17 protein-coding genes are annotated in these 16,223 nt (G+C 68.7%); 5 read left to right on the plus strand and 12 right to left on the minus strand.

Translation table 11 applies throughout. The annotated features are described in order from the left end of the window. Nucleotides 1–2: 2 nt before the first annotated feature. From efeB to efeU, 3 genes are read right to left on the minus strand one after another with little or no spacing between them, the layout of a single operon-like run. The gene (gene efeB / locus ABD648_RS03960; protein WP_282217400.1) at nt 3–1,313 is read right to left on the minus strand and encodes an iron uptake transporter deferrochelatase/peroxidase subunit; all 1,311 of its coding nucleotides are present in this window, start codon (nt 1,311–1,313) and stop codon (nt 3–5) included. A 26-nt stretch (nt 1,314–1,339) separates the two neighbouring features. Then, nucleotides 1,340–2,572: an iron uptake system protein EfeO gene (gene efeO, locus ABD648_RS03965; protein ID WP_282217401.1), complete on the minus strand. Its 1,233-nt coding sequence runs from the start codon at nt 2,570–2,572 to the stop codon at nt 1,340–1,342. Continuing rightward, entirely contained in the window at nt 2,569–3,513 is a 945-nt protein-coding gene (gene efeU, locus ABD648_RS03970) for an iron uptake transporter permease EfeU (protein WP_282217402.1), read from the minus strand. Before efeU ends, efeO begins: the two co-directional genes overlap by 4 nt. Before the next feature lie 121 nt (nt 3,514–3,634). Between efeU and ABD648_RS03975 the strand changes: the two genes are divergently transcribed. Beyond that, complete coding sequence (locus tag ABD648_RS03975; protein ID WP_282217403.1) at nt 3,635–4,639, plus strand: isopenicillin N synthase family dioxygenase; 1,005 nt, start codon at nt 3,635–3,637, stop codon at nt 4,637–4,639. 4 nt (nt 4,640–4,643) lie between these two features. Here ABD648_RS03975 and ABD648_RS03980 read toward each other — a convergent pair whose 3' ends face one another. From ABD648_RS03980 to rpsO, 3 genes are all read right to left on the minus strand, one after another. Continuing rightward, nucleotides 4,644–4,982: a winged helix-turn-helix domain-containing protein gene (locus tag ABD648_RS03980; protein ID WP_282217404.1), complete on the minus strand. Its 339-nt coding sequence runs from the start codon at nt 4,980–4,982 to the stop codon at nt 4,644–4,646. Next, nucleotides 4,982–5,851 (minus strand): hypothetical protein, encoded by an 870-nt coding sequence (locus ABD648_RS03985; RefSeq protein ID WP_282217405.1) that lies wholly within the window; start codon nt 5,849–5,851, stop codon nt 4,982–4,984. The genes ABD648_RS03980 and ABD648_RS03985 overlap by 1 nt, the downstream gene beginning before the upstream one ends. Before the next feature lie 176 nt (nt 5,852–6,027). Then, nucleotides 6,028–6,297 carry a 30S ribosomal protein S15 gene (gene rpsO / locus ABD648_RS03990; RefSeq protein WP_046014407.1) on the minus strand — a complete coding sequence of 90 codons (270 nt, stop codon included), beginning with the start codon at nt 6,295–6,297 and terminating at the stop codon, nt 6,028–6,030. Nucleotides 6,298–6,483: 186 nt separating this feature from the next. On the opposite strand from rpsO, the gene ABD648_RS03995 reads away from it, so the two are divergent. Then, nucleotides 6,484–7,776 carry an MFS transporter gene (locus ABD648_RS03995; protein ID WP_282217406.1) on the plus strand — a complete coding sequence of 431 codons (1,293 nt, stop codon included), beginning with the start codon at nt 6,484–6,486 and terminating at the stop codon, nt 7,774–7,776. Between the two features lie 31 nt (nt 7,777–7,807). Here ABD648_RS03995 and ABD648_RS04000 read toward each other — a convergent pair whose 3' ends face one another. After that, nucleotides 7,808–8,362, minus strand: a complete 555-nt coding sequence (locus tag ABD648_RS04000) for a YceI family protein (protein WP_282217407.1) — start codon at nt 8,360–8,362, stop codon at nt 7,808–7,810. 181 nt (nt 8,363–8,543) lie between these two features. Further along, a complete protein-coding gene (locus tag ABD648_RS04005) occupies nt 8,544–8,912 on the minus strand; it encodes an FKBP-type peptidyl-prolyl cis-trans isomerase (protein WP_223625467.1) in 369 nt (122 codons plus the stop codon). A gap of 99 nt (nt 8,913–9,011) precedes the next feature. Here ABD648_RS04005 and ABD648_RS04010 point away from each other — a divergent pair, with 99 nt between their 5' ends. Both ABD648_RS04010 and ABD648_RS04015 read left to right on the plus strand, forming a co-directional pair. After that, nucleotides 9,012–9,815, plus strand: a complete 804-nt coding sequence (locus tag ABD648_RS04010) for a FadR/GntR family transcriptional regulator (protein WP_282217408.1) — start codon at nt 9,012–9,014, stop codon at nt 9,813–9,815. Nucleotides 9,816–9,853: 38 nt separating this feature from the next. Continuing rightward, nucleotides 9,854–10,573 carry a cache domain-containing protein gene (locus tag ABD648_RS04015; RefSeq protein ID WP_282217409.1) on the plus strand — a complete coding sequence of 240 codons (720 nt, stop codon included), beginning with the start codon at nt 9,854–9,856 and terminating at the stop codon, nt 10,571–10,573. A 92-nt stretch (nt 10,574–10,665) separates the two neighbouring features. On the opposite strand, the gene ABD648_RS04020 is transcribed toward ABD648_RS04015, so the two are convergent. Both ABD648_RS04020 and ABD648_RS04025 read right to left on the minus strand, forming a co-directional pair. Next, a complete protein-coding gene (locus tag ABD648_RS04020; RefSeq protein WP_282217410.1) occupies nt 10,666–11,367 on the minus strand; it encodes an alpha/beta fold hydrolase in 702 nt (233 codons plus the stop codon). A gap of 40 nt (nt 11,368–11,407) precedes the next feature. Then, the gene (locus ABD648_RS04025; RefSeq protein WP_282217411.1) at nt 11,408–12,727 is read right to left on the minus strand and encodes a PrsW family intramembrane metalloprotease; all 1,320 of its coding nucleotides are present in this window, start codon (nt 12,725–12,727) and stop codon (nt 11,408–11,410) included. 89 nt (nt 12,728–12,816) lie between these two features. Between ABD648_RS04025 and ABD648_RS04030 the strand changes: the two genes are divergently transcribed. Then, the gene (locus ABD648_RS04030) at nt 12,817–13,686 is read left to right on the plus strand and encodes a fumarylacetoacetate hydrolase family protein (RefSeq protein WP_282217412.1); all 870 of its coding nucleotides are present in this window, start codon (nt 12,817–12,819) and stop codon (nt 13,684–13,686) included. 67 nt (nt 13,687–13,753) lie between these two features. Here the strand turns inward: ABD648_RS04030 and ABD648_RS04035 are convergent, their stop codons facing one another. Further along, nucleotides 13,754–15,214, minus strand: coding sequence for an aspartate ammonia-lyase (locus ABD648_RS04035; RefSeq protein WP_282217413.1), 1,461 nt, complete (start codon nt 15,212–15,214; stop codon nt 13,754–13,756). Nucleotides 15,215–15,274: 60 nt separating this feature from the next. Beyond that, nucleotides 15,275–16,195, minus strand: coding sequence for a phosphodiesterase (locus ABD648_RS04040; RefSeq protein ID WP_282217414.1), 921 nt, complete (start codon nt 16,193–16,195; stop codon nt 15,275–15,277). Nucleotides 16,196–16,223: the final 28 nt, after the last annotated feature.

Raw genomic sequence — 16,223 nt, forward strand, 5'->3', positions numbered from 1 at the left:
ACCTAGGCGAAGAGCTCGGCGCCCACGTAGGAGCCGGGCTTCACTCCCGCGGGGACCGCCCAGATGCCGGAGCCGACATGACGGATGTACTCGTTGAGGAGATCGGTCGACAGGCGTCGCTGAAGGGTGATGAACTGCCCGGGGTCGCGCTGATAGGACAGGAAGAAGAGCCCGGCGTCGAGCCTGCCCAGCTCGTTGTTCCCGTCGACGTAGTTGTAGCCGCGGCGGAGGATGCGGATGCCCTCGTTCTGCTCGGGGTGGGCGAGGCGCACGTGGCTGTTCGCGTCGATCGACGCGCCGCCGAAGTCGGGCGCCGTGAACTCGTCGCCTCCCGAGAGCGGCGCGCCCTCCCCCTTGTCCCGGCCGATGATCGTGTCCTGCTCGGCGAGACGCACGCGATCCCAGGTCTCGATGAGCATGGCGATCTTGCGCGCCACCAGATACGAACCACCGGCGAGCCAGGCGGGCTCGTCGTCGGATGCGACCCACACGTGATCATCGAGGGCCGCCGCGTCGTCGGCCAGGATGTTCGCCGTGCCGTCCTTGAACCCGAAGAGGTTCCGTGGTGTCGCCTGCGAAGAGGTGGTGCGCGACGTCTTTCCGAACCCCAGCTGCGACCAGCGCAGCCGCGCACGGCCGAACGCGATCCGGCTGAGGTTGCGGATCGCGTGCACCGCCACCTGCGGGTCGTCGGCGCACGCCTGGACGCAGAGGTCGCCGTGCGACGCCTGCGGGTTCAGGTCGTCTCCGAGGAAGGCCGGCAGGCGCTCCAGGCCGGTCGGACGGAGCGCGGCGATCCCATAGCGATCGCCGTCCTCGTTCTCGAACAGCCCCGGTCCGAAGCCGAAGGTGATCGTGAGGCCTGCGGCCGGAAGCCCCAACGCCTCGCCGGTGTCGTCCGGAGGCGCCTCCGCCGGACCGCCGACCGCGCCGCTGGCGCTCACCTCGAGACCCTGCGTCATGCGGGCCGCCGCGTACGACCAGTCCTGCAGCAGGGAGATCAGGTCGTCGCGGTCGGTGCGCGGCATCATGTCGAAGCTCGCGAAGTGCAGGTGGTCCTGCACGGAAGTCGTGATCCCCGCCTGATGCTCGCCGAAGAACTCGTGCACGGGCTGCGCATCGGCGTGCGCTCGCGCGCGCCCGATCGCCACACCGCCCGCGATGCCGGCACCGGCACCCACCGCCAGTCCTGCGACGCCGCCTCCGATGGCGAGGCCCAGCAGGCCGCGCCTGCTCAGACCCGACGGAGGGGATGCCGCAGCCGTCTCGGCGGTCGCCGTCTCGGCCGCGGCATCCTCTTCTGGTTCGTTCACGTCCGTGATCGTATCGGCTCGGGCGATCAGTCGAGGACCGTGCCGGTCAGCTGCGAGAGCGGCTCGGCCAGGGCGTTGATCAGATCGGTGAACTCGCGCTTGTCGGCTTCGGTGAGCTCCGAGTAGCCGACGAAACCGTCGGTCAGCGAACCGTGGGCGGCCAGCGACTCCTCGAGAGCTGCGTAACCGGCCTCGATCTCCGACACGAGCGCCTTGCCGTCATCGCCCTGTGCCGCGGCGAAGTCCTGTACGAGGGAGAACGCCATCTTCGAGCCCTCGACGTTCGCGGCGAAGTCGTACAGGTCGGTTCCCGACCACCAGTCCTCCTCGCCGGAGATCTTGCCCGTCGCGACCTCGTCCAGCAGAGCGATCGCACCGTTGGAGATGCCGCCGATGCCCTGGTCCTCGAGCGCCGTCGTGAAGTCGTCCGAGTGCACGTAGTCGTAGAGCTCCTGCGCATCGGCGAGCAGCAGGTCGCCGAAGTCGGCCCGCTCCGCCGGGGTCGAAGGCGCCCAGTCCTGCCAGGCGGGAGTCTCGCCGTCGGCGTTCAGCGCATCCTGCGCCGGCACCCAGAGGTCCTTCTCGATGCGGTGGAAACCGGTCCAGTCCAGGCCCTCGGCGACGGCGTCGACCTCGCGGTAGTCGATGCGCGGGTCGAGGTCCCCGAGCGCCTCGGCGACCGGCTCGATGCGCTCGTAGTACGCGCGCACCTGCGGGAACAGCGCGCGGGCCGTCTCGTCGTCGCCCGACTCGTACGCGGCGACGAAGTCCTCGACCGCGGGGACCAGCTGGCCGACCTGGTCCTTCACGAAGGCCGCGTACAGGTCGACGGCCGCCTTCTTCTGCTCGGCGTCGGGGCCGTCGACGGCCACACGGTCGCCCGTGACGGTGAATGCGGTCTTCCCGACGCCCTCGCCGATCATGCCCGGCTTGCAGAGCGTGAAGTAGTCGCCGGGCTGCGCCACGACCGTCAGCGTGCGGGACGCCGCGGGCGCGATGTTCTCGACCTCGCCGACGATGCGCAGTCCGTCTTCTGCGAGCAGGTAGAACTCGGAGACCTGATCGGTGTCGTTCTTCACGTCGAACGTGAGCGTCCCGCTCTTCGCCGTCGCGGCGGACACGGCGCAGCCGGCATCCGTGGAGGAGACGTCGAAGGCCGCTGCGGCGCCGACGTCGCTCTTCGCGACGCAGCCGCTCAGGACGAGCGCGGCGGCGCCCGTGGCGGCCACCGCCCCGAGAATCCGGTGGAAGGTGGTCATGCTGCTCCTTGTGGTGAGTGAGATGCCGTTGCGAGCTGCGGATCCGTCGACGCGCGGGGCTTCGACGGGCGCCGCGAGCGGAGACCGCGGATGTACAGGGATCCGACGATGAGGATGTAGAGCGTCCAGGCGAGCACCTGCAGCCAGGTCATCGCGGGCATGAACCCGACGGTGGCCTGCAGGATCGCGGCAAGCGGGCCGCCCGGTGCGATCGTCGCCGAGACGTCGAAGGCCCAGCCGAAGGGCAGACCGGCCCAGCCGACCGCCACACTGCCGGTGAGCGGGTCGATCGGAGCCGCGGCGGTGAACGGTCCGGGAAGAGCACCGGCTTCCTGCAGGTCCATGAGCGCATAGGCGAGCACGCCCGCTGCGACGATGACCAGGAAGCCACCGGTCCAGGCGAAGAAGCGGCGCAGGTCCAGCTTCACGGCGCCGCGCGAGATGAGCCAGCCCACGATGACCGCGGCCACGAGACCGAGCAGTGCTCCGAGCAGTGCGGAGGGCGCATCGCCGAACGACTGCACCATCGACCACAGCAACAGGGTCGTCTCGATGCCTTCGCGGGCGACCGAGACGAATCCGATCGCAATGAGGGCCCAGAGCCCGCCGGCGGTGAGCGCCCGGTCGATTCCGCCCTCGAGGGTCGCCTTCATCGTGCGCCCCGCGCGCTGCATCCAGAAGATCATCCAGGTGACCATGCCGACGGCCAGCAGCGACAGCGAGCCGCCGATCAGCTCCTGGGCGGTGAAGGTGAGCTCGTACGCGCCGAAGGTGAGCACCGCGCCGATCCCGAGAGCGAGGGCGATCGCGAGCCCGACCCCGGCCCAGAGCTTCGGCAGTGCATCCTGCCGCCCCAGTCGACGGAGGTAGGCGACGAGGATGCCGACGACGAGCGCGGCTTCGAGGCCCTCGCGAAGGCCGATGAGGAAGGTGGCGAGCACGGAATGTTCGACTCTCTTGTGATGACTGAGGTAAGGCATCCCTTACTCACGAGACTCTAGCACTGGGTAATGCGGCGCAACACACGCCCGCCACCCCGGAAGGGCGACGTAGCCTCGGTCCATGGCTGAACTCTCGCTCCCCATCCTCGACCTGTCCCAGCTCGACGAAAGCCCCGAAGCCGCCGCCCGCTTCCGGGACGACCTGCGTGCGGCGACGCACGACGTCGGGTTCTTCTACCTCACCGGCACAGGCATCTCCCCCGAGCTGGAAGCACGGCTGCACCGCGCGGCGCTGGACTTCTTCGCCCTCCCCGAGGCCGACAAGCTCGCGATCGAGAACGTGAACAGCCCGCACTTCCGGGGCTACACGCGTGTCGGCGGAGAGCGGACGCAGGGCAAGGTCGACTGGCGTGAGCAGATCGACATCGGGCCGGAGCGCGAGCCCGTCGAGGACGGACCCGCGTTCAACCGCCTCATCGGGCCGAACCTGTGGCCCGCGGCGCAGCCGGAGCTGCAGGAGATCGTCACCGAGTGGCATGACACCCTGACCGCGATAGCCCGCAAGCTTCTGCGTGCCTGGGCCCTGACCCTCGGAGCAGAGGAGTCGTACTTCGACGAGCCTTTCCGCGACCCCTCCACGCTGATCAAGATCGTGCGCTACCCGGGCTCGCATGAGCCGGAGCCGCAGCAGGGCGTGGGCGCACACAAGGACTCCGGCGTGCTCACGCTGCTGTGGGTCGAGCCGGGCAAGGGCGGTCTGCAGGTCGAACGCGACGGTGAATGGGTCTCGGCTCCTCCCGTCGACGGCGCCTTCGTCGTCAACATCGGCGAGCTGCTCGAGTACGCGACCGGCGGATACCTGAAGGCGACCAACCACCGGGTGATCTCACCCCGGGCACCGGAGGAGCGCATCTCGATCCCGTTCTTCTTCAACCCTGCGCTCGACCAGCAGCTCCCTTTGCTCGAACTGCCGACGGCGCTCGCCGCCGACGCGACGGGCGTCACCGAGGACCCGAGCAACCCGATCCATGCGACCTACGGCGAGAACGCCATGAAGTCGCGATTGCGGGCACACCCGGACGTCGCGGCGATCCACCACCCCGATCTCGTGGGCGCTCCCGCCTGAGAGCTCAGGGCATCCGCTGGCCGCCGAGCTCGACGATCTCGCGCAGTGCGCGCAGGTGCCCGTCGAAGGCGCTGAGCCCCGCCGCGGTCGAGCGCACCCAGGTGCGCGGGCGGGTGCCCACGTATCCCTTGCGCCCGGTGACGTAGCCGGCCTGCTGCAGATGACTGATCGCCTTGCTGAGCGCGGAGTCGTTCGCCTGCAGTATCTCCGCGAGGGTGGCGAAGTCGAGCTCGATCCCCTCGCCGAGCGACGCCATCAGCGAGAAGCGGATGGGCGTGGAGAAGTTGTCGTCGAGGCGAGTCCTCGGATGCGCGGGACCTCGAGCCTCCACGGGATCAGCCATCATGGCCGCTGGCCGTCGCGCACGCGCCGCTCGGGGAGGACAGCGGATCCGATCAGCAGGGCCGCGACCAGGGCGCCGAAGAGGAGGTACGTCGACGTCGCCATCGGCCCCGAGTAGACCGTCTGCAGGTTCGCCCACACCATCACCACGACCGTCAGTGCGTACGCCAGGAAATGCGGCCATCGCCAGTATCTGCCGAGGGCAGCCGGTCCGGCATCCGTCCTCCACGCGAAGAACCAGCCGACGACGATCATCATCAGCACCAGCGTCGCGATGGACGTGGTCAGATCATCGCCGATGCCGATCGACAGTGTGGCCAGCCCCAGCAGCAGCCCGACGGATGCCGTGGCGATGCGCGTCGCAAGCGGTATCGGATCGCGCGCGGGACGAGCGGCGGGAGCGCTTCCGCGCGCCTTCCAGAGCTGAACGACTCCGATCCCGCCGAATCCGACGAGCATGATGGCGCCGGGGATGAAGTACGCCCACATCGGTCGCGCCTCGGGTGAGATCAGCAGGGCGAAGAACGTGCCGACGACCGCGAGGGCGAAGAGCACGATGAAGACGGTGTACCACCACTTGGAGCGCGGAGTGCGCCACTGCAGGCCGTTCCGCTCTCCCACGCCCGCGATGATCTGCGATGTGACGAGGAGAAGGAACAGGAGTGGCTGTGCGGCAGAAGACTCCGCCCGCACGACCAGGAGATACGCGGTGAAGATGGCCGCGGTCACCGCGGCGGTGGCGATCGACTGCCAGGCGACGGCGCGCCGATCGATCCGCTCCTCACGGCGCTGCTCGATCACCTCGATCTCATCGAGGAAGAGTCGTGCGACCTCAGGAGACGGAGGCTCGAGGGGCTCGGATCCCTGCATCGACCGCTGCTCCACGGTGGACCCCCACTCTCTCTTTCCAGATGGAAAGCATTACTACTTTCCTAATGGAAACCTCTTGCGACGTCAACCCTTCCCGCGCACGACGAAGGCCGCCCCACACCGTGGGACGGCCTTCTCAAGAATGTTTTGCGCGATAGTACGCTGGGCGCTCTGCCTTAGCGGCGGAGTCCGAGACGCTCGATCAGCGAACGGTAACGCTCGATGTCGATGTCCTGGAGGTAGCCGAGCAGACGACGGCGCTGACCCACCATGAGGAACAGACCACGACGCGAGTGGTGGTCGTGCTTGTGCTCCTTGAGGTGTTCGGTGAGGTCCTTGATGCGCTGCGTCAGCATCGCGACCTGCACCTCGGGGGATCCGGTGTCACCGGGGTGCGTCGCGTACTCTTCCATGATCGCCTTCTTGGCGTCTGATTCGAGTGGCATAGATGGGATCCCCTTTCAGTTCGTTGCGCGGCGCCCGACGCCTGATGCGAGGGCTCTCTTTATCCGCGGCCGATCAAACGGCAACCTGAAGAGTCTACCAGCCGCGGACTCCCCCGAGTGACACGGCCCCGGCGTGCACCCGTCGACGCTCGGATAGTCTCGGATGGTGCAGATGAGAGCCTTCGAGTGAGCGCAGCGCGCGGACACCTGATCGACCTCACCCCGCTGAAGTCCAGCCCGGCGTTCGCCCGGATGTGGATCGGGTCGACCCTCGCCGGCATCGGCGGGCAGCTCACCATCGTCACCGTGATGCTGCACGTCTTCGCGCTCACCCAGAGCACGTTCGCCGTCTCCATGATCGCCGTCGCCGGGCTTCTCCCCATGATCTTCGCCGGCCTGTACGGCGGGATGCTCGCCGACGCCTTCGATCGGCGCCGCGTCGCTCTCATCGCGGCCACCGTGACCTTCGCCGCCACGGGGCTGCTCGCGACGCTCACCTGGACCGGGAACGAGACGATCTGGTGGCTGTACGTCCTGAGCATCGTCATCTCGGCGGCGAACTCGGTGGGCATGGCGACGCGCACGGCGATCGTGCCGCGCCTCATCCCGCGGAACATGCTGGCCGCGGCATCCGCCCTGAACGGCGTGGCCTTCGGTGTCACGGTGATGGCCGGCCCGGCGGTGGCCGGAGTCCTCGTGGCGCTCACCGGCTACGGCTGGACCTACACGATCGACGTGATCCTGATGCTGTCGATGTTCCTCGACCTGTGGACGCTGCCCGCGCTCCGCCCCGAGGGCGACATCGTTCGTCCGGGGCTGACATCCCTTGTCGACGGCTGGCGGTTCCTCCGCAGCGCGAGCAACATCCGGATGCAGTACGTCATCGACATCATCGCGATGACGTTCGGGCAGCCGCTGGTGCTGTTCCCCGCGCTCGGAACCGTGATCCTCGGGGGCGGAGCGGTCACGACCGGCATCCTGACCGCGGCGGTCGCCGTCGGCACGTTCGCGTCGAGTCTCCTGTCCGGCCGAGTGGTGCACTACCGCTGGCACGGTCGCGGCATCGAGCGCGCCGTCGAGGCGTACGGCGCCTCGATCCTCCTGTTCGGCGTCGTGCTCCTCGTCGGCGCCCTCTCCGGCTCCGCCACGGAGCACTCCCCCGACGTCGCCCTGATCGTCGCGGCGTGCGTCGCGCTCGCCCTGTCCGGCGCCTCGGACAACGTCAGCTCGATCTACCGCAACACCATGATGCAGGCGGCCGTGCCCGACACGATGCGCGGCCGGCTGCAGGGCGTCTTCATCGTCGTGGTCACCGGAGGGCCCAGAGTCGGAGCACTGTACGCCGGCACGCTCGCGACCGTGACGGCGCTCTGGTTCCCGCCGCTCCTCGGCGGAGTCCTCGTGATCGCCCTGGTCGCCCTGCTGGCGCGGCGGAGTCGTCGATTCCACGACTACGACGCAGAGAACCCCGAGCCCTGAGGGGCCCGGGGTTCCGAGTCGATCCGAGGTATCAGTCCTGCTGCAGAGCACCCTGCAGGTCGAGGTTGATCGTGACGTCCTTGCCGACGAGCACCCCGCCGGTCTCGAGCGCGGCGTTCCAGGTGAGGCCGAAGTCCTCGCGGTTGATCACGGTCTTGGCGGAAGCACCCGCCTTGTAGTTGCCGTACGGGTCCGTTCCGAAGCCACCGAAGTCGAGCTCGAAGCTGACCGGCTTGGTGACGCCGCGGATGGTGAGGTCGCCGTCGACGAACAGCTCGTCGCCCTTGACGTGCGCCCCCGTGGAGACGAACTCCATGGTCGGGAAGTTCTCGGTGTCGAAGAAGTCGCCGGAGCGGAGGTGCGCGTCGCGGCCCTCGTCGTTCGTGTCGATCGAGGTGACGTCGACGGAAGCCTCGACCTTGGCCTCGAGCGGGTTCTCCGGGGCGATCAGTGTGGCGTTCTTCACGCCGAACGTGCCGCGCACCTTCGAGATCATCATGTGGCGGACACTGAAGGTCACCTCGCTGTGTGCGGGGTCGAGGACCCAGGTGCCGGAACGGTAGCCGGGGATGTCGATGCTGGTCATGCTTTTCTCCTCTGGAGACGTCAGCCGCTGCGGCGGCAAGGGACAGGAGCCGCGTGCGCGGCATCATGTGTCTCAACTTACATTCACCTGCATGTATTCCCGCGCATGCAGATCTCTTTCCGAAACAACGAGGCGCCCCACTCCCGAGGGAGCGAGGCGCCTCATCCGGCGTCGTACGGACTCAGCCGACGGCGACGAGATCGATGATGAAGATCAGCGTCTTGCCGGAGAGGAAGTGGCCGCCTCCGACGGGACCGTAGGCGAGGTGCGGCGGGATGACCAGCTCGCGTCGCCCGCCGACCTTCATGCCGGGGATGCCGTCCTGCCATCCCTGGATCAGGCCGCGGAGGGGGAACTGGATGGTCTCGCCGCGTCCCCACGACGAGTCGAACTCCTCGCCGGAGTCGAACTCGACGCCGGCGTAGTGGACGGTCACGGTGTCGCCGGGCTTCGCCTCGGCTCCGTCACCCTCGATGAGGTCGCGGATGACGAGCTCCGTGGGGGCGGTGCCGGTGGGGGCGTCGAACTCGGGCTTTGTGCGATCAGTCATGCCTCCATCCAACCCGAGCCGCGCTGACGGGTCAACGCGGGGGCACCTGCTCACAGCGAACACTTCGACAAGCCGCTGATGACAAGGCAGAATCGCAGGATGGAATCGGTTTCGTCACCTCAGGGGGTCGCCGATTCCGTCGCGCCTCCACCCGGCGGCCCTCAGACGCGACAGCATCCGCATCGCCTGCAGGGCGTGCTGTTCCAGCCGATCGGCGACGAAGGGCGCGCCGAGCTCGTGGAGCGCCGCCTCGTCGACGCGATCACACGCGGCCATCTCCGCGCCGGCGAGCGACTCCCCTCCGAAGCCGAGCTGGCGAGGAGCCTCGGCGTCGCCCCGGTCACGGTTCGCGAGGCGCTGCTCGCGATCCGCGAGCGCGGGCTGGTGGTCACGCGCCGCGGACGCAACGGCGGCAGCTTCGTCGCGCAGCATGCCGACCCGCTCTCCTTCGCGCGGGAAGCCGTCCGGACATCGTCGCGCGTCGCGCTCCGCGACCTCGGCGCGCACTACGCCGCGATCACGGGTGCCGGCGTGCGTCTCGCGGCACGGCGGGCCGACGCATCAGAGGCCGAACAGGTCCGACGACGGATGGAGCGCCTCGACGAACTCGACGGCGAATCGCAGCGGCGTCTCCTCGACGACATCCAGATCGAGCTCGTCGCGCTCAGCCAGTCCGCGCGACTGACACGCGAGCAGATGAAGCTGCAGGCGGAGTTCTCGCCCTACCTGCGACTCGTCGCGCACACGTCGGAAGAGCACCGTCGGCAGGGCGCACATCTCGCTGCGGTCGTCGACGCGATCGGAGCCGCGGATGCCGACGCCGCAGGCACTCGCACCGACACGATGGTCGCGGAGATCATCGACGCCCTGATCCAGCTGCAGGCTCAGCCGAGGAACGGCTGATCATGCCGGAACCCGCCCCCGCACACCCGGAGGACACGATGACGACAGCAACCGACACGGCGACCCGCGGCGCTGCGACCATCGTCGAGGAGTACTTCTCCTCGACGATCCGGAGTCTCCTCGGCTGGGTCGGCCCGTTCGCCGCACAGGTGGCCGAGGCGAAGCGCTCCGGCCCTCTGACCAGCGCGCGGATCGACGCTCTCGTGGAGCCGTACGCGCTGCGCACGCTCGACCTGCAAGAGGCTCCCGTGTACGGCGCGGGCTTCATCGCGGCGATCGACCTGCCGTCCGATGCCCGCAGCCACCTCGCCTGGTGGCAGGGCGACGATCGGCGGCAGCTGGTGCTCGCCGCGCAGTCGCTCAACAAGGAGAACATCGACTACAGCGCGCTCGAGTGGTACCGCCTGCCGATGGCCACGGGCGAGCCGCACATCGCCGGACCGTACGTCGACTACCTCTGCAGCGATGAATACACCATCACGGTCGCCGCACCCGCAGAGGCGGACGGGATGCGCATCGGTGTCGCGGGACTCGACATGCTCGTGGCCGAGGTGGAACGGGACCTCCTTCCGCGCTTCGCGGCGCTCGGTCGCGAGGTCACCCTGGTCAACAGCATCGGTCGCGTCGTCGTCTCAACCGACCCGCGGTGCGCGACGGGCGACGCGGTGCGCAGCAGTCCGTGGGCGGAGCTCCCACGATTCACCTGCGCCGGCCTCGCGCTCGACGTCATCGTCGAGCCCGACGCAACTCGCCCTTGACACCCCGCACGGCCGGGTGCACCCTGTTTACAGACCAACTCAGCGCCCGGTAGACATGCAGGCATCGCCGCAGCACCGGGCGCTGAGTCTTGCTACCGCTGCGGCTCCGGACGCCCTTCCGCGCTGCGCATCAGCAGTTGGGCGATCTCACCCGGCCGACTCAGCATGGCGCAATGACCGCCGGGAACCTCCTCCGCGCGAATGCCGAGGCGTCGGCGCGCGAGGTCCCGCAGGAAGCTCGGCGGGAAGAAGCGATCGTCCGTGCACACGATGAATCGCGTCGGCACATCGGGCCACTCCGCGAGCGGCCAGGGTGCGGCCATGGCCGCCTGGGAAGGATGCGCACGCTCCCTGCTCAGCGCCTCGTCCGCCAGTTCGCGCGGGACATCGTGATAGAAGCTCACGTACGGGTCGTCGTTGCCGGTCAGGCCGCCGTCACGGGCGGACTGCTCCTCGACGGCGGCCCCGTACCCGGTCGCCTCCCACCAGTCCTCCGGAGGCTCCCCCGGAGCGGGGATCATCCCGGCCAGCAGCACCAGGGCGTCGGCGGAGAGCCGCTCGGCGACGAGCGGTGCCGTGAAGCCACCGAAGGAGTGCCCGACGACGACCACGTCGCGTCGGTCGCCGACAGCGTCCACGACCGCATCCGCGTAGTCGTCGAGGGTGAGCGAGTCGTCGTCGGCCGGGAGATCGGGCGCCAGCACGTCGTGCCCTCGCGCCGTCAATGCTGCGGCCACGAGATGCCACGACCAGCCGACGTCTCCGCCGCCATGGATCAGAACGAACGTGCTCATCGTGCACCGCCTCTCCTGCGAGAAGGGTACGCCTCCGGCGTCAGTAGGCGAGCAGAGCCGCCCTGGTCGCTCTGGTGCGGATGAGCAGAGCGCGCTCGTCCTCGGCCGCCAGCGGATCCCGCCCCGTGATCGCGCGCTGCCGGACCGCCGCCAGCGCCGTCGCGTCCTTGATGAACTCGCGCATGAGCGGTCGCCGGTCGCCGCGGAGCTGGGCGGCCCAGGTGAGACCGACCTTGCGCCCGGCCGGCGTCGCCAGCATCGTGACCTCCTCGGGCGTGAACCAGCCCGCGGCCGCGTACTCACCCAGACGCGACTTCGTCAGGCGCGCCTCTTCCCGCCGCAGGGCGATGATCCCGAAGATGAAGCCGAGGAAGAGCGGCACCTGGAGCGTGAAGTACAGGCCGAAGAAGTCGGCGAACGTGGCGGAGCCGTTCCACAGCGCGTGCAGGAGGATCGCGCCCAGCATCCCGAGGAGCCCCGCTCCCAGCGCGACGCCCGCCGACGAATGCCGACGCGCTGCGAGACCGATGGCGAAGCCCGTCAATGCGGTGAACATCGCGTGGGCGAAGGGCGAGAGCAGCGCACGCACCACGAACGTGACCGTGAGCTGAGACCCGCCGCCCTCGATCAGACTGATCGCGAAGTACTGGATGTTCTCGGTGAAGGCGAACCCCGCACCGACCAGTGCCCCGTACACGACCCCGTCCACGGGACCGTCGAACGCGCGCCGGGCGACAAGGAAGATCAGGAAGACCCCGAGGCCCTTCCAGAACTCCTCGACGATCGGCGCCTGCACGACCGCGGAGAACGTGTCGTCGCGGAGACCGACCAGGAGCGTCAGGCCGATGTCGACGAGCAGCGTCAGGCCGATCGCCGCGATGGCACCCCAGGCGATGGCGAAGATGACGAGGCGCTTCGGCTCGGGATCCCAGCGGTCGATGATCCGCACCCCGAGGAAGACGATCGTGAGCGGGATGAGGGCGAGAACCAGACCGATCACGGACGCCATCGGACCGAGGGCCCAGCCGAAGTAGCCGATCAGCGCCAGGAGCAGGAAGCCGAGGAATGCGAACAGCCACAGGGAGACGGTGCGCCCCTTCTTCGTCGGCACCGGGAGCGCCGGCAGCGACGGCGCAGGAGCGGGTGCCACGGGAGCCGGCGGCGTGTACGGCGTCGGCTGAGCCAGAGCGGACGCATACGCCGGCTGCGCGGAGAACTGCGGAGGGGTGTACGGCGACTGCGCGTACTGCGGCGCGGAGTACTGGGGCGCGGAGTACTGGGGCGGATTCGCGGGCTGCGCAGGCGGCGGTGTGTAGGGCGACGGCTGCTGCGGCTGCTGGGGAGGTCCTCCGAAACTCATAGCTGAAGCATATGGGGCACAAGCGATATCGCTTCGTTCTGGCGAAGACCTCCACGCGGCGATCCCGCGCCACCGGGTAGCGTAGAAGCATGCGGTTCGCTCATCTGCGCCGTCCTGACTCCCCTCTCCCGGTTCTCGCCGTGGTCCAGGATTCGGACGCCATCCTCGTCTCTGACCTCCTCAACGATGCTCCTGCGACCCTGCAGAAGCTCATCGAGAGAGGAGACCTGGTGCTCGACGAGCTGCGAGCCGCGCTCGCCAGTGACACCGCGCCGCGGCATCCGCTGGGTGACTGGGAGTTCTCCTCGGCCGTGCTCGCTCCCCCGGCCGTCCTGGCCGTCGGCCTCAACTACGCCGCGCACTCCAGCGAGCTCGGACTCAAGACCGATGCTGCCCCGACCGTCTTCACGCTGTGGCCGAACTCCCTCACCGGCCATGAGCAGACCACCTCCTGGCCGCGCTCCCTCAGTGAGGCCGTCGACTACGAAGCCGAGCTCGGGGTCCTGATCGGGACGCCTGCCAAGGACGTCAGCGAGGGCGACGCTCTCTCGCACGTCTGGGGCTACACGGTCGTCAACGACATCACCGCCAGGAACATCCAGTTCTCCGAAGCGCAGTGGTCCCGCTGCAAGTCGTTCGACGGCTTCACCCCGACCGGCCCTTTCGCCGTCACCGCCGACGAGGTCGCGGACCCGCAGGACCTGCACATCTGGGCGGTCGTCGACGGGCACACCGTGCAGGACGCCAGCACCGGGCAGATGGTGCGATCGGTCGCGAAGCTGATCGCGCACCTCTCCCAGTCGCTCACTCTGCTGCCGGGGACGCTGATCTCCACCGGCAGCCCCGGCGGCGCGGGCTACTCCCGTGACCCGCAGATCTTCCTGCGCGACCACTCGACTGTCACCGTCGGGATCGACGGGATCGGCGAGCTCACCACCCACTGCCGCATCACCGGCTGAGCGCACCCGCAGAACGCAGAAGGGGACGGATGCCGCTCGGCATCCGTCCCCTTCTGCGTGCGTCGGCTCAGATCTCGACCAGGTCCTCCGGCGTGATGACAGGGATCGCCGCCGTGATCGCCTCGAGTCCGGAGAGGCGAGCGGGCGACAGCTGCTTGACGACCTCTTCCCGCGACATCAGGCCCGCTTCGACGACCAGGTCGGCCACGTTGCGGTTCGTCAGCAGGGCGGTCTTCGCGAGCGCAGCCGCGGCCGCGTAGCCGATGAACGGCGTCAGCGCCGTGATGACGCCGACCGAGGCGCCGACCATGGCACCGAGACGGTCCCGGTTCGCGGTGATGCCGTCGACGCAGTTGACGCGGAGGGTCCACATCGCCTGCCGCATCCAGGTGATGGACTGGAAGATCGAGTGCGCGATCACGGGCTCGAACGCGTTCAGCTGCAGCTGTCCGGCCTCCGCCGCCATGGTGACGGTCATGTCGGCGCCGGCGACGGCGAAGGCCACCTGGTTGACGACCTCGGGGATGACCGGGTTGACCTTGCCGGGCATGATGCTGGAACCGGCCTGCATCGCCGGGAGGTTGATCTCGCCGAAGCCCGCCTGCGGGCCGGAGGAGAGCAGACGCAGGTCGTTGCAGATCTTCGACAGCTTCATCGCGTTGCGCTTGAGCGTCGATGAGAACGACATGAACGAGCCGGTGTCGCTGGTGGCCTCCACGAGGTCGGCCGACGTCATCAGATCGAGCGAGGTGATCTCGCGCAGGTGCTTGAGCACCGCCGGTGCGTAGTCCTGGTGCGTCGTGATCCCGGTGCCGATGGCCGTCGCGCCCATGTTGATCTCGAACATCAGCGAGGCGTTCTCGGTGAGCCGCGTGTGATCGAAGCCGAGGGTCGAGGCGAAGCCGTGGAACTCCTGCCCGAGGGTCATCGGCACGGCGTCCTGCAGCTGCGTGCGGCCGACCTTGAGCACATCGTGGAACTCGCGGGACTTCGCGAGGAACGACAGCCGCAGCAGATCGAGCTCTTCGAGAAGCGAGCGCAGCGTCAGCGACAGCCCGATCTTGACGGCGGTCGGGTAGACGTCGTTGGTCGACTGGCTGCGGTTGGTGTGGTCGATCGGCGACAGGAAGGCGTAGTCGCCCTTCTCGCGTCCGGCCATCTCGAGCGCGATGTTGGTGATGACCTCGTTCGCGTTCATGTTCGTCGACGTGCCGGCACCACCCTGGATGACCCCGACGGTGAACTGCTCGTGGAACTCGCCGTCGATCACGCGCTGAGCGGCGCGGTCGATGAGGTCCGCGCGCTCGGGGTCGAGGACGCCGATCTCCCGGTTCGCCCGCGCACTCGCCTGCTTGACCATCGCCAGCGCGATCACCAGATCGGGGTAGACCGAGATCGGGCGTTTGGTGATCGGGAAGTTCGCATCGGCGCGGGCGGTGTGGATCCCCCAGTACGCGTCGACGGGGATCTCCATGCTCCCGAGGGAATCGGTCTCGGTGCGGGTCAGGGCAGGCGCGGCAGAAGCCATGTCACATCCTTGTGGGTCGTGGCGGGTGAGTGTGTGGGGGATGCACTCAGTCTACGCGGCTCAGCGACCGCGTTTCCGGGAGAAGGCTTCGAGCCGCCCCTCCGGTGTGAGCGCCGCCATGCGATCCAGCCACTCCTCGGAGAAGTAGTTCCCAGTCGCGGCATCCGTCACCGGGACGACCGAGTGCGTGATCGTGTCGGGGTGCACGTGGACGAGCTGGAACGCCTGCGCGGCATCCATCCCGTTGACCTCGGCGGCGGGCAGCGCGACGTTCATCGTGTAGCACGTCGCGGATGCCACGCTCACCGGGACACCGGCGAACGTGCCGTGCGAGGAGTAGTGCAGGTGTCCGGCGAGGATGCCGCGCACGTCGCTGCCCCGGATGATGTCGGCGAGCTCGTCCTGATGGCGGAGCTCCAGGATGTCGAAGAGCGGCAGGTGGCTCGGCAGTGGCGGATGATGCATCGCCAGCAGCGTGCCGTGGGGCGCCGGCTGGGCCAGAGTCTCAGCAAGCCAGGCGAGCTGGCCGGGATCGAGATCGCCGTGATGCCAGCCCGGCACGCTGGTATCCAGGGCGATGACCCGGAGACCGTCGAGGTTCCAGACGCCGGTCACGGGTTCCTCGGTCGGTGGCAGATCGAGAAGGTCTCGCCGCAGCGCTGGGCGCTCGTCGTGATTGCCCGCGACCCAGATGACCGGCGCGCCCAGATCGGCCGCGACCGGCTCGACGGCGGCGCGCAGCCGTCGGTAGGCGTCCGGCTCACCGAGATCGGCGAGGTCACCGGTCACGACGATGGCTGCGGGGTGCGGATGCACGGCGCGGATCGCCGCGAGCGTCCGAGCGAAGTTCGCCTCGACGTCGTAGCGGCCGCCGAGACGCGCTCCTCCCGCGAGGAAGTGGGGATCGCTCACGTGGATGAGGACGTGCGACGCGGGCCGGTGGCGGCCGAACGCGTGCGCGGTGCCTGTTCCTGCTGACATGGCCTCAGCCTATGCTCCCCCACCGACT

The sequence above is a fragment of the Microbacterium luteolum genome (genome assembly GCF_039533965.1).
In the GTDB taxonomy this organism is placed as follows: Bacteria; Actinomycetota; Actinomycetes; order Actinomycetales; family Microbacteriaceae; genus Microbacterium; species Microbacterium luteolum.